Raw genomic sequence first — 13,143 nt, forward strand, 5'->3', positions numbered from 1 at the left:
GCGGGGGGCCGTTCAGCCCCGTTTGCTGAGCCGCCGGTCCAGCGCCAGGGACAGTTCCGCTTCCACGACGCTCCGGGCGAGCGGGCGCAGACGGTGCAGGTCCTCCTCGGGGGCGTGGCGCAGGATCAGGTCGCGGAAGAGTTCGGCGAGGGCGTCGGCGTGTTCGCGCACGCGCTTGGCGGCCCCCAGGACCTCGGCGAGGGGGATGCCCTCGCGGACCAGGGTGGAGGAGACGTCCAGCAGGCGGCGGCTGATGTGGACGATCTCGTCGCCGTCGGTGCCGAGGTAGCCCAGCTCCATGGCGGCGGCCAGGTTCTCGGGGGTGACCTGGCCCTCGAAGCGGGCGGCGAGTTCCTCGGGGGTGAGGTGGACCGGTTCCTCCTCGGTGGGGGTGCCGACGCCGAGCAGGTCGGCGACGTCCCGGCCCTGGTCCAGGGCCTCCGCGAGTTCCGCGATGCCGTTGAGGGTGTGGCCGCGTTCCAGCAGGGCCGAGATCGTGCGCAGACGGGCCAGGTGGTGCTCGTCGTACCAGGCGATACGGCCCTCGCGGCGGGGTGGCGGGATCAGCTTGCGCTCGCGGTAGAAGCGCAGCGTGCGCACGGTGATGCCGGCCAGGCGGGCCAGCTCCTCCATGCGGTATTCGCGCACTCCACCGACCTGCCTGCCGCCCTGCTCGTCCTGGTGTTCGCCGTCGTCTGCCACGTCCGAAGCCTATGTTGTACCGCCGGTAACTTTCCTTCCCCTCAACCCCTACCGCTCGGTACGGAGCTGCTCTACAGTCCCACTGCGCCAGTGTTCACTGGCAGAGTCCAAGGCGATGCGTGGAGGCTCCGGGATGGCCGAGCACGAGCATGTACGAGTGGCGGTGATCGGGTCCGGGTTCGGCGGGCTGGGTGCCGCGGTGCGGCTGCGCCGTGAGGGGATCACCGACTTCGTCGTCCTGGAGCGGGCCGACAGCGTCGGCGGCACCTGGCGGGACAACGACTACCCCGGGTGCGCCTGTGACGTCCCCTCCCACCTGTACTCCTTCTCCTTCGCGCCCAACCCCGACTGGCCGCGCACCTTCTCCGGGCAGCAGCACATCCGCGCCTATCTGGAGCATGTCACCGACGTCTTCGGGCTGCGCCCGCACCTCCGCTTCGACTCCGAGGTCAAGCTGATGACCTGGGACGGCGAGCGGCTGCGCTGGGAGATCGAGACGACCCGCGGGACCCTGACCGCCGACGTCGTCGTCTCCGCCACCGGTCCGCTGTCCGACCCGAAGATCCCCGCGATCCCGGGGCTCGACTCCTTCCCCGGCAAGGTGTTCCACTCGGCCCGCTGGGACCACGACTACGACCTGCGCGGCAAGCGCGTCGCGATGGTCGGCACCGGCGCCTCCGCCATCCAGATCGTGCCCGCCATCCAGCGCCAGGTCGGCCGGCTCACCCTCTTCCAGCGCACCCCGCCGTGGGTGATGCCCCGCGTGGACCGCGCCATCAGCGGCGCCGAGCGCCGGCTGCACCGGGCGCTGCCGTTCACCACCCAGCTGCGGCGCGGGCTGCTGTGGGGCCTGCGGGAACTGCAGGTGCAGGCGTTCACCAAGCACCCCGACGAACTCGGCCTGATCGAACAGCTCGCCAAGCGCAACATGGGCCGCGCCATCAAGGACCCGGCCCTGCGCGCCAAGCTCACCCCCGACTACCGCATCGGCTGCAAGCGGATCCTGCTGTCCAGCGCGTACTACCCGGCGCTCGCCCAGCCGAACGTGGACGTCGTCGCGAGCGGGCTCAGCGAGGTCCGCGGTTCGACCGTGATCGCCGCCGACGGCAGCGAGGCCGAGGTCGACGCGATCATCTTCGGTACGGGCTTCCACGTGACGGACATGCCCATCGCCGAGCGGGTGGTCGGCGCGGACGGCCGCACGCTCACGGAGTCCTGGAAGAACGGCATGCAGGCGCTGCGCGGCGCCTCGGCCGCCGGGTTCCCGAACTGGATGACGATCATCGGGCCCAACACCGGCCTCGGGAACTCCTCCATGATCCTCATGATCGAGTCCCAGCTGAACTACATGGCCGACTTCCTGCGCCAGCTCGACGTCCTCGGGGGCCGCACCGCCCTCGACGCCCGGCCCACGGCCGTCGACGACTGGAACCGCAAGGTCCAGGAGCGCATGAAGCGGACCGTCTGGAACACCGGCGGCTGCACCAGCTGGTACCTCGACGCGAGCGGCCGCAACACCACCATCTGGCCCGGTACGACGACCGAGTTCCGGCGCGCGACCCGGCGGGTGGACCTGGCGGAGTACGAGGTGATCCGGAAGGCGGAGGTGATCCCGAAGGCCGAGGAGAAGCAGAAGGCCGAGGAGGAGCAGAAGGTGTCGCCCGCCGAGAAGAAGAAGGCGTCGCGCGCCGAGAAGAAGAGCGAGGCCGCCGCATGAGCCGTATCACCTCCGTGGCCGCCGGCCCCTACGCTCCGCCCGCCCCCACCCGTACGCTCACGGCCGTCTCCGCCGACGGCGCGCGGCTGCACGTCGAGGTGCACGGGCCCGAGAACGCGCCGCCCGTCGTCCTCTCCCACGGCTGGACCTGCTCGACCGCGTTCTGGGCGGCGCAGATACGGGAGCTGGCGGCCGATCACCGGGTGATCGCCTACGACCAGAGGGGGCATGGCCGTAGCCCCGCGAGCCACGCCTGCACCACCGAGGCGCTGGCGGACGATCTCGAAGCGGTGCTCGCGCAGACGCTCGCGCGCGGGGAGAAGGCCCTGGTCGTCGGCCACTCCATGGGCGGGATGACGGTCATGGCCGCCTCCGCGCGCGCCCGCTTCCGCGAACACGCCGCCGCCGTCCTGCTGTGCAGCACGGGCAGCTCGCGGCTGGTCGCGGAGTCGCGCGTGGTGCCGTTGCGCGCCGGGCGTGTGCGCACCTGGATCACCGGGCGCGTCCTCGGTTCGCGCGCCCCTCTCGGCCCGGTCACGCCCGTCGCGAAGCGCATCCTCAAGTACGCGACCATGGGCGCCGGTTCCGCCCCGCACATGGTGGAGGCGTGCGCGCGGATCGTGCACGCCTGCCCGCGCGTCGTGCGCCACACCTGGGGCGCCGTGCTCGCGGCGCTCGACCTCGACCACGGCGTACGGGAGTTGCACGCGCCCACCGAGGTGGTGCACGGCGCGTCCGACCGGCTCACGCCCCCCGTGCACGCCCGCGCGCTGGCCGCCGCGCTGCCCCAGTGCATCGGCCTCACCGAACTCCCCGGCGTCGGCCACATGACTCCCATCGAGGCCCCGGAGTCGGTGACCGGCAGGATCCGGGAACTCGTCACCACGTACGTCACAGAGAACACCCCCGTGCAGCAGATCAAGGAGGGCGCATGAGCAGGGTCAGCCTCGAAGGGCAGGTCGCCGTCGTCACCGGAGCGGCGCGCGGCGTCGGCGAGTTGCTCGCGCGCAAGCTGTCCGCGCGCGGTGCCAAGGTGGCGCTCGTCGGACTGGAGGAGGAGGCGCTCAAGGAGGTCTCCGAGCGGCTGCACAGCGACAGCGCGCACTGGTACGCCGACGTCACCGACCACGAGGCGATGAGCCGGGTGGCGCAGGAGGTCAAGGAACGGTTCGGCAAGGTCGACATCGTCGTCGCCAACGCCGGTGTGGCGACCGGCGGGCCCTTCGTCGACTCCGATCCGCAGGCCTGGCGGCGGGTGATCGAGGTGAACCTGATCGGTTCGGCGGTGACGGCCCGGGCCTTCCTGCCGGTGCTCACCGAGAGCCGCGGCTACCTGCTGCAGATAGCCTCGCTCGCCGCGATGACCCCGGCCCCGATGATGACGGCGTACTGCGCCTCCAAGTCGGGCGTGGAGGCGTACGCGCACAGCCTGCGCGCCGAGGTCGGCTACCAGGGCGTGCGCGTCGGCGTCGGGTACCTGTCCTGGACCGACACCGACATGGTGCGCGGGGCCGACCAGGACGATGTCATGCGGGAGCTGAGGCAGCGGCTGCTGTGGCCGGCGAACAAGACGTACCCGCTGGGCCCGACGGTGGACCGGATCGTCGCCGGCATCGAGCGGCGCTCGGCGCACGTGTACGGACAGTGGTGGCTGCGCGGCATGCAGGGGGTGCGCGGATATCTGCCGGCGCTCATCGGCAGGGTCGGACAGCGCGAGATGCAGCGGTTCGCGCCCCGTCTGGAAGGGATGCGCTCCGGACTCGTCGGCGCAGGTGGGGCGGCGGACGAAGCGGCGAGTGCTACGCACCGTAACTGATCGACGTGCGCCGCGTGTTCCCCCATGTGAATCTGGTCGAGGCCCCACCGAGGGGTCAACCCCCCACTCACTACGGGAGTGAACCCACATGGGTATGAAGGACAAGCCCAGTCAGAAGCAGCAGGCCCAGGAGAAGCTCGGCCAGGCCCGTGAGAAGGCCGGTCAGCCGCAGCGTGGCCAGCAGCAGCGCGGTCAGGAGCCGCAGCGCGGCCAGCAGCAGCGTGGCCAGGAGCAGCGCGGCCAGCAGCCCGAGCGCGGTCGTCAGAACTTCCGTGACATCGAGGACACGGAGCAGGAGATGAAGGACCGCCTCGACCGGGACTACGACGCCTAGTCGCCGCGCTCGACTTCACCCCTGAGGCGGGGTGCCCGGTGATATCGCCGGGCACCCCGCTTCGTCGTGCCCGGGCTCCCCGCTTCGTCGTGCCCGGGCTCCCCGCTTCGTCGTTCAAGGCTTCTGGCGCGGCGGCAGCTTCGGCCTCGAACGGTCCGGTACGTCGCTGTAGTCCGGGGGGATCGCCGCGGGATTGGTGTCCAGCAGCTCGACGGCCAGCTGTACGGCGTCGTCGAGCTGGGCGTGCCGGCCCTCGGCCCAGTCCAGGGGGGTGCGCTGGATCTCCAGGTCGGGGGCGACGCCGTGGTTCTCCACGGACCAGCCGTAGGCGTCGAACCAGGCGGCGTTCATCGGCACCGTGATCACCGTGCCGTCGCCGAGGCGGTGCCGGCCGGTCATGCCGACGACTCCGCCCCAGGTGCGCTGTCCCACGACCGGTCCGAGTTTCAGGAGCTTGAAGGCGGCGGTGATCATGTCGCCGTCGGAGGAGGTCGCCTCGTCCGCGAGGGCCACCACCGGGCCCCGGGGCGCGTTCGAGGTGTACGACACCGGTTGCGCGTCGCGGGTCAGGTCCCAGCCCAGGATCGTCCGGGTGAGCTTCTCGATGACGAGTTCGCTGATGTGCCCGCCGGCGTTGCCGCGCACGTCCACGATCAGCGCGGGCCGGGACACCTCCATGCGCAGGTCCCGGTTGAACTGGGCCCAGCCCGAGCCGCCCATGTCGGGGATGTGCAGGTAACCGCACTTGCCGCCGCTCAACTCCCGTACGACCTCACGGCGTTTGGTGACCCAGTCCTGGTAGCGCAGCGGCCGTTCGTCGACGAGCGGGACGACGGCGACCCGCCGGGCCGCGCCGCTCTCGCCCTCGGCCGGGGCGAAGGTCAGCTCCACGGTCGTCCCGCCCGAGCCCGCGAGCAGCGGGTACGGTCCGGCCACCGGATCGACCGGACGGCCGTCCACGTGGGTCAGTACGGCGCCCTCGTGGATGCCCGTCCCGGCCAGCGGCGAGCGGGCCTTGGAGTCGGAGGAGTCGCCGGGCAGGATGCGCTTGACCGTCCAGCCCCCGTTCCGGCGTACGAAGTTGGCGCCGAGCAGGCCCTGCCGGCGCTGGTAGTGGGCCGGGCCCTCGTTGCGGCGGGCGGCGGTGACGTAGGCGTGCGAGGTGCCCAGCTCGCCCAGGACCTCGCGCAGCAGGTCGGCGAACTCGTCGGGGGAGGCGACCCGTTCGACGAGCGGCCGGTACTGGTCGAGCACGGCGTTCCAGTCGATGCCGCACATGCCGGGGTCCCAGAAGTAGGCACGGATGAGACGGCCTGCCTCCTCGTACGACTGGCGCCACTCGGCGGCCGGGTCGACCTGGTGCAGGATGCGGCGCAGGTCGATCCAGACGGTCGTGTCGCTGTCGCCGGACTCGGTCGACGGTACCGCCCGCAGATCGCCCTCGTCGACCACCACCAGCCGGGTCCCGTCCCCGCTCACCGCGAACCAGTCCAGATGGTCGACCAGTTCGGACTTCTTCGCCTTGGTGATGTTGAAGTACTCCAGCGTCGGCCGTCCGCTGATGTCGGCCGGGTTGACGAAGGTCTCGCCGAGGGCGCCGGAGATCGGCCAGCGCAGCCAGACCAGGCCACCGCCCGCGACCGGATACAGCGCGGAGTACTTGGAGGCGATGACCGGGAACGGCGTCACCCGGTTCTCCAGGCCCTCCACCTCCACGGTCACGGTGCCGCCCTCACCGCTCTCCTCGTCCTCGACGGGGTCGAGCCCGCCCGCCGCCGGCCGGCCCTCGGGGTTCAGGGCGAACGGGGACGGGGTCGCGGAGGACAGCGGGACCAGGTACGGGCGGCAGCCCAGCGGGAAGGACAGGTCGCCGGTGTGGACGTCGTACACCGGGTCGAAGCCGCGCCAGGACAGGAAGGCGAGGTAGCGGCCGTCGCGGGTGAAGACGGGGTTCTCGTCCTCGAAACGGCCGTTGGTGACGTCCACGATGAGCCGGTCCTTGATACGGGCCAGCTTGATCTGCCGCAGCGAGCGGCCGATGCCCGGCTGGGACCAGGCGAGCCAGGAGCCGTCGGGCGAGAAGGCGAGGTCGCGGACGGGCCCGTTGATGGAGCGGATCAGCTCGGTGACCTGACCGTTCGGGTCTGCGGTGCCTTCGCCGGCCTCCTCGCCGGCTCCCTCCGCCCCCTCCACCACGTCCGCCACGTCGATCAACAGCAGCCGCCCGTCGTGCGACGCGATCGCCAGCCGCTCGCCCAGCGGGTCGGACACCATCTCCAGCACCCGGCCCAGCCGGCCCGAGGCCAGTCGGCGTGGGGCGCGGTCGCCGGTGGCGCGGGGGAGCTGGGCCAGCTCGATGGCGTCCTCGCCCTCGGCGTCCGTCACGTACGCCACCTGCCCGGTCGAGCCGAGCATCTCCGGCAGCCGGACCCGTACGCCGGGCGTGTCCGTGATCGTGCGCGCGGGGCCGTCCCGGTGCGTGAGCCAGTACAGGCTGCCACGCACGACGACGGCGCCGGCCCGCCCGGTCTCGTCCACGGAGATGCCGTCCACGTGCTGGGCGGCCGGCACCTGGTACCTGCGACGCCCCGCGCGCGGGCCGCTCAGCCGGATGTCGAGCCTGCGCGGTACGGAGTTCGCGGCGAGGTCGTCCACCAGCCACAGGTCGCCCGCGCACTGGTAGACCACCCGGGTGCCGTCGCCGGCGGCGTTGCGGGCGTAGAAGGCGTCGTGGTCGGTGTGGCGGCGCAGGTCGGAGCCGTCGTGGGCGCAGGAGTAGAGGTTGCCGACGCCCTCGTGGTCGGAGAGGAAGGCGATCCGGCCGCCGACGAACATGGGCGAGGCCAGATGCCCGCCGATCCCCTCCAGCAGCCGCTTCCCGTGCAGCCACAGCCGCCCCATCGCGCCGCCCCGGTACCGCTTCCAGGAGGCCGGTTCGTGCGGCGGGGTGCCGGTGAGCAGCAGGGTCATGTGCACGTCGTCGATGTCGGCGACCTGGATGTCGGAGACCGGGCCCCAGGGCAGCTTGCGGCCGGGGTCGCCGTCCGGGGACACCTTGTAGGCCCAGGTGTAGTAGGAGAAGGGCTCGCCGTGGGAGGCGACGGCGAGGATCTCGCTCCGGCCCTGCTCGTCGGGCGGTGTCCAGCCGCAGACCTGGGTGTCGATGCTGCCCCAGTACGTCAGCTGCCGCGCGGGTCCGCCCTCGGTGCCGACGAGGTGGATCTCGGGCATGAGGCTGCGCCAGGTCGTGTACGCGATCTGGCGGCCGTCGGGCGAGAAGCGGGGAGGGCCGGCCTTGGTGCGGTCCACGGTGAGCCGCCAGGCGCGGTCCGGGGAGTCGAGGGGGGCCAGCCACAGGTCGTCCTCGGCCACGAAGCACAGCAGGTCGCCGTTGAGGTGGGGGAAGCGCAGATAGCTCACCTCACCATGCTTTTCCGGTCGAGGAGGCCCAGCAACTTATGGAAAACCGACAGGCGTGAGGCAACACACGTACGAAACGGTTTCGTTTCGCTTGTGGCTGCGGTACATTCGTCACGTACGAAACAGTGTCGTTCGGAGCGGGCAACCGCGTCGGGAAGGTGAGAGACATGACTGAGGTCGCCACCGCGCGTCGCAGTCGGATCACGCCCGAACGTGAGGCCGAGTTGTACGAGGCCGTGCTCGAACTGCTCCGCGAAGTCGGCTACGACGCCCTCACCATGGACGCCGTGGCCGCCCGCACCCGCTCCAGCAAGGCCACGCTCTACCGCCAGTGGGGCGGCAAGGCCGAACTGGTCGCGAAGGCGGTGCGGCACAGCAAGCCGGGCGCCATGGGCCTCGGCGAGATCGACACCGGGTCGCTCAAGGGCGACCTGCACGCCCTCACCCTGCGTTCGGACGACTGCGAGATGGAGCAGAACTCCGCCCTGATGCGGGGTCTGGCCATGGCGATGCACGGCAACGCGGATCTCCTGAAGGCGTTCCGTGACCATCTCATCGAGCCGGAGATGGCGGAGTTCCGTCGTGTGCTGCAGCGGGCGATCGACCGGGGCGAGGTCCGCGCGGACAACCCGGCGATCGACTACGTGATGCACATGATGATCGGCGCGTTCGCCGCTCGCACCCTGATCGACGAGCAGCCGCCGACGCAGACCTTCCTCATTTCGTACATCGACGCCGTGGTCCTCCCCGCCCTCGGCGTCACCACCAGCTGAACCCTCTCCCCAGCAAGCCCACCAACTGACGTCACCGCTCACGTCGTCGGGCTGATCACCCCTGCCCAGATGAACCCCACGACCTGACCGGGAGTACGCCCTCGTGGCCACGTTCCTCTACAAACTCGGCCGGCTCGCCTTCCGGCGACGGCACTTCGTCGCGCTCATATGGGTCGCGCTGCTCACCCTCGCCGGGGTGGGCGCGGCCTCCGCGCCGGCCGCCGGCAACTCCTCCTTCTCCATCCCGGGCACCGAGGCCCAGAAGGCCTTCGACCTGCTGGAACAGCGCTTCCCCGGCATGAGCGCCGACGGCGCGACCGCACGGGTCGTCTTCAAGGCGCCGGACGGCGAGAAGATGACGGACGCGGACAACAAGGCGACCGTCAAGAAGACGGTCAAGGAGCTGCGGAGCGGCTCCGAGGTCGTCTCCGTCGCCGATCCCTACACCGGGCACGCCGTCAGCAAGAACGGCACGATCGCCTACGCCTCGGTGAAGTACAAGGTCTCCGGCATGGAGCTGGAGGACTCCTCCCGCGACGCGCTGAAGGAGGCCGCGCAGGACGCGCGGGACGCCGGGCTCACGGTCGAGGTCGGTGGTGACGCGCTGCAGGCGACGCCCGAGACCGGCAACAGTGAGGTCATCGGCATCGCGGTCGCCGCGGTGGTCCTCGTCATCACCTTCGGCTCGCTGCTCGCGGCCGGATTCCCGCTGCTGACCGCGATCATCGGTGTCGGCATCGGTGTCTCCACGATCACCGCGCTCGCGAAGGCCCTCGACCTGGGCACCACCACCTCCACCCTGGCCTCGATGATCGGCCTCGCCGTCGGCATCGACTACGCCCTCTTCATCGTCTCCCGCTACCGTGCCGAACTGGCCGAGGGCCGCGAGCGCGAGGAAGCGGCCGGACGGGCCGTCGGCACGGCCGGCTCGGCGGTGGTCTTCGCGGGCCTGACCGTCGTCATCGCCCTGGTCGGCCTGTCCGTGGTCGACATCCCGATGCTGACCAAGATGGGCGTCGCGGCCGCGGGTACGGTCGCCATCGCGGTCCTCATCGCCCTCACCCTGATCCCGGCGCTGCTCGGCTACGCGGGCCGCAGGATCAAGCCGGCCGGCGAGAAGAGCAAGCTGCTCGGCGGCGGCCGCAAGCCGAAGAACCCCAAGAAGGCCGGCCGTCCCAACATGGGCACCCGCTGGGCGAGCTTCGTCGTACGGCGCCCGGTCGCCGTCCTCCTCCTCGGTGTGATCGGCCTCGGCGCGGCAGCCGTCCCGGCCGCCTCCCTCGAACTGGGCCTGCCGGACGACGGCTCCCAGCCGGTCTCCACCACCCAGCGCCGCGCCTACGACCTCCTGTCCGAGGGCTTCGGACCGGGCTTCAACGGCCCGCTGATGGTCGTGGTCGACGCCAAGGACAGCGCGCACCCCAAGGCGGCCTTCACCAAGGTCGGCGACGAGATCAAGGGGCTGAAGGACGTCGTCACGGTCACTCCGGCCATGCCCAACAAGGCCGGCGACACCGCGACGATCACCGTCATCCCGAACTCCAAGCCGTCCTCGACCACCACCGAGGACCTGGTCCACGCCATCCGCGACAAGGGCGCGGGCATCACCTCCGCGACCGACGCGAAGGTGCTGGTCACCGGCTCGACGGCGATGAACATCGACTTCTCGCAGAAGCTGAACGACGCCCTCCTGCCGTACCTCGCCCTGGTCGTCGGCCTGGCCTTCCTCCTCCTGATCGTGGTCTTCCGCTCGATCCTCGTCCCGTTGAAGGCGGCCCTCGGCTTCCTGCTCAGTGTGCTGGCGGCCCTCGGCGCCGTGGTCGCGGTCTTCCAGTGGGGCTGGCTGTCCAGCCTGTTCAACGTCGAGCAGACCGGCCCGATCATGTCGATGATGCCGATCTTCATGGTCGGCGTGGTCTTCGGTCTCGCCATGGACTACGAGGTGTTCCTCGTGACCCGCATGCGGGAGGCGTACGTCCACGGGGAGAAGCCCACCCAGGCCGTCGTGACCGGCTTCAAGTACAGCGCACGCGTCGTCACGGCCGCCGCGATCATCATGATCGCTGTCTTCTCCGGCTTCATCGGCTCCAGCGAGTCGATGATCAAGATGATCGGCTTCGGCCTCGCCATCGCCGTCTTCTTCGACGCGTTCATCGTCCGCATGACCATCGTCCCGGCGGTGCTCGCGCTGCTCGGCAAGAAGGCCTGGTGGCTGCCCAGGTGGCTGGACCGCGCCCTGCCCAACGTCGACGTCGAGGGCGAGGGCCTGCGCACGGCCGAGGAGCGCAGGGACGCCGACCCCGACGGGGAACGGGAGCTGGTACGCGTCTGACGTACCGCCGCTGAAAGACCGCCGGTGAGGGTCCGTGGGGACGGGGCGCCCTCACCGGCTTCTTTCGTGGCCGAGGCCGGGCAGGACGGGTTGAGTACCTGGGGGCAGGGGCTGAGTATCCGCGCCCATGCCGCACCGGCGGCCCTCCGCGCAGGATCGTCCCGTGAACCCCGAGACGTATACGACCCTGTACGGCCCCGCGCGGCCGACTCCGCGAAAGAGCCGAGGCGAGACCGCGGTGGGCCTGCTGGCCGCCCTGCTCTGGATCCTCACCCTGGCCTCGCTGGGCTGGCTGACGTTCCTGGTGGGCATGGTGACGCTGTGGGGCCTGGCGGACGGCATGTCCTGGGCGGAGGTCCGGGGCTTCGTGCTGCCGTACGCCCTGACCGTCGCCGGCGCCGCCGCGGCCCTGACCGCGCTGGCCTTCACCCCCGGCGTCCGCCGCCTCACCCCGCTCACCCGCCTCCTTCTGACGGGCGCCCTCGCCTGCCCGGTACCGGCCGGCCTCGCGGTGTGGACGTGGGTCCAGGTCGGCTGAAGCTCGCTCCGGTCGCTCGGACAACTCGGTCGCGTGCGCCGTACACCCACCGCTACCGTGCCCCGCATGACGACGACAGCCGCCACTGACGCCGAAGAGTCCGGAGCACACCCCCGTTTCGCCGAAGCCCTTCGCGCGCTCGGTCTGGAGGAGTTGCTCGCCCGTACCCGGCGCTTCCCGGAAGCCACCCGTACCGCCGCCGAGGCCGCCGCCGCGATCGGGTGTGAGCTGAGCGAGATCTGCAAGTCGCTGGTCTTCGCCGCCGACGGGGTGCCGGTGCTGGTGCTGATGGACGGGGCCTCGCGGGTGGACGTGGAGAGGGTGCGGGGGGTGCTGGGGGCCGGGAAGGTCACGCGGGCCGACGCCGGCGTCGTGCGCGAGACGACCGGGTACGCCATCGGTGGTGTGCCGCCCTTCGGGCACCGTACCCGCACCCGTGTTCTCGCCGACCGCTCGCTGCTCGCGCACGACGTGGTGTGGGCGGCGGCCGGGACGCCGCACACGGTCTTCCCCGTCGAGCCGAAGGAACTGGTCGCCCACGCCGGTGCCGACCTGGTGGACGTCCGCGAGCAGACCGCGTGACGCCGCTGGTCACCGCGGCGGTGCTGTTCGCCGCGGTCACGCACGCCAGCTGGAACGCCATCGCGCACCGGATCACCGACAAGCTGGTCGGGTTCACGCTGATCCTGGCGGGCGGTGTGCTCATCGGGCTGCTGCTGGCGCCGTTCGCGGCGTTCCCGGCGGCGGGGGCGTGGCCGTATCTGCTCGTCTCGGCGGTCATCCACCTCGTGTACGTCGTGCTGCTGATGACGTCGTTCCGGCTGGGTGACTTCGGGCAGGCCTACCCGATCGCGCGGGGCAGCGCGCCGCTGGTGGTCACCGTGTTCGCGGCGGTGTTCGCGCACGAGGTGCCCAACGGCTGGGCGGCCGCCGGTATCGCCCTGTCGTGCGCCGGCCTGACCGGCGTGGCGCTGTGGGGGCTGCGTGGGCGCCGGCCCCCGTGGGCGGCGATCGGGGCCGCGCTGGCGACGGGGCTGTCCATCGCCTCGTACACGGTCGTCGACGGGCTCGGCGTGCGCGCCTCCGGCTCCCCGCTCGGGTACACCGCCTGGCTGATGATCGCGCAGGGCGTGGCCATCCCCGCGTACGCCGTCTGCTGCCGCTGGCGGCGCGAAACGGTGGCCGTGCTGCGCCCCTTCGCCGCCCTCGGCCTCCTGGGATCCGCGCTCTCCGTCTCCGCCTACGGCCTGGTCCTGTGGGCCCAGACCCGCGCCGACCTCGCCCCCATCGCCGCCCTGCGCGAGTCCTCGATCATCGTGGGCGCGGCCATCGGGGCCCTGTTCTTCAAGGAGCGCTTCGGCGCGCCCCGGATCGCGGCGGCGGGCCTGCTGGTCGTCGGGATCGGGTTGATGCTGCACGCGGGGTAGCGCGCGCCCCGGCATACGGCAGTGACCTGTTCCTTCCGGTAAGGGTGTGGTTTTTGGTCCCGGATTGCCGATTTCCGGCCGGAA

11 protein-coding genes are annotated in these 13,143 nt (G+C 71.3%); 9 read left to right on the forward strand and 2 right to left on the reverse strand.

What is annotated here, in order from left to right; genetic code table 11:
- Positions 1–12: 12 nt before the first annotated feature.
- Positions 13–633 (reverse strand): MerR family transcriptional regulator, encoded by a 621-nt coding sequence (locus BEK98_RS16940; protein ID WP_094217436.1) that lies wholly within the window; start codon positions 631–633, stop codon positions 13–15.
- Between the two features lie 202 nt (positions 634–835).
- Between BEK98_RS16940 and BEK98_RS16945 the strand changes: the two genes are divergently transcribed.
- The 4 genes from BEK98_RS16945 (at position 836) to BEK98_RS16960 (ending at position 4,569) form a co-directional block, all read left to right on the forward strand.
- Positions 836–2,419: a flavin-containing monooxygenase gene (locus tag BEK98_RS16945; RefSeq protein WP_094217345.1), complete on the forward strand. Its 1,584-nt coding sequence runs from the start codon at positions 836–838 to the stop codon at positions 2,417–2,419.
- Positions 2,416–3,354: an alpha/beta fold hydrolase gene (locus BEK98_RS16950; RefSeq protein ID WP_094217346.1), complete on the forward strand. Its 939-nt coding sequence runs from the start codon at positions 2,416–2,418 to the stop codon at positions 3,352–3,354. Before BEK98_RS16945 ends, BEK98_RS16950 begins: the two co-directional genes overlap by 4 nt.
- Positions 3,351–4,235, forward strand: coding sequence for an SDR family oxidoreductase (locus tag BEK98_RS16955; protein ID WP_094217347.1), 885 nt, complete (start codon positions 3,351–3,353; stop codon positions 4,233–4,235). The genes BEK98_RS16950 and BEK98_RS16955 overlap by 4 nt, the downstream gene beginning before the upstream one ends.
- Positions 4,236–4,323: 88 nt before the next feature.
- A complete protein-coding gene (locus BEK98_RS16960; protein WP_094217348.1) occupies positions 4,324–4,569 on the forward strand; it encodes a hypothetical protein in 246 nt (81 codons plus the stop codon).
- 114 nt (positions 4,570–4,683) lie between these two features.
- On the opposite strand, the gene BEK98_RS16965 is transcribed toward BEK98_RS16960, so the two are convergent.
- Complete coding sequence (locus BEK98_RS16965; RefSeq protein ID WP_094217349.1) at positions 4,684–7,989, reverse strand: S41 family peptidase; 3,306 nt, start codon at positions 7,987–7,989, stop codon at positions 4,684–4,686.
- 167 nt (positions 7,990–8,156) lie between these two features.
- On the opposite strand from BEK98_RS16965, the gene BEK98_RS16970 reads away from it, so the two are divergent.
- The 5 genes from BEK98_RS16970 (at position 8,157) to BEK98_RS16990 (ending at position 13,059) form a co-directional block, all read left to right on the forward strand.
- The gene (locus tag BEK98_RS16970; protein WP_094217350.1) at positions 8,157–8,762 is read left to right on the forward strand and encodes a TetR/AcrR family transcriptional regulator; all 606 of its coding nucleotides are present in this window, start codon (positions 8,157–8,159) and stop codon (positions 8,760–8,762) included.
- 103 nt (positions 8,763–8,865) lie between these two features.
- The gene (locus BEK98_RS16975) at positions 8,866–11,094 is read left to right on the forward strand and encodes an MMPL family transporter (RefSeq protein ID WP_094217351.1); all 2,229 of its coding nucleotides are present in this window, start codon (positions 8,866–8,868) and stop codon (positions 11,092–11,094) included.
- A 163-nt stretch (positions 11,095–11,257) separates the two neighbouring features.
- Positions 11,258–11,632, forward strand: a complete 375-nt coding sequence (locus BEK98_RS16980) for a hypothetical protein (protein ID WP_208643124.1) — start codon at positions 11,258–11,260, stop codon at positions 11,630–11,632.
- A gap of 66 nt (positions 11,633–11,698) precedes the next feature.
- Positions 11,699–12,214, forward strand: a complete 516-nt coding sequence (locus tag BEK98_RS16985) for a YbaK/EbsC family protein (RefSeq protein ID WP_094217352.1) — start codon at positions 11,699–11,701, stop codon at positions 12,212–12,214.
- Complete coding sequence (locus BEK98_RS16990) at positions 12,211–13,059, forward strand: DMT family transporter (protein WP_094217353.1); 849 nt, start codon at positions 12,211–12,213, stop codon at positions 13,057–13,059. The genes BEK98_RS16985 and BEK98_RS16990 overlap by 4 nt, the downstream gene beginning before the upstream one ends.
- The last annotated feature ends 84 nt before the right edge of the window (positions 13,060–13,143 follow it).

It is taken from the genome of Streptomyces diastatochromogenes, from assembly GCF_002242805.1.
Taxonomy (GTDB): Bacteria; Actinomycetota; Actinomycetes; order Streptomycetales; family Streptomycetaceae; genus Streptomyces; species Streptomyces diastatochromogenes.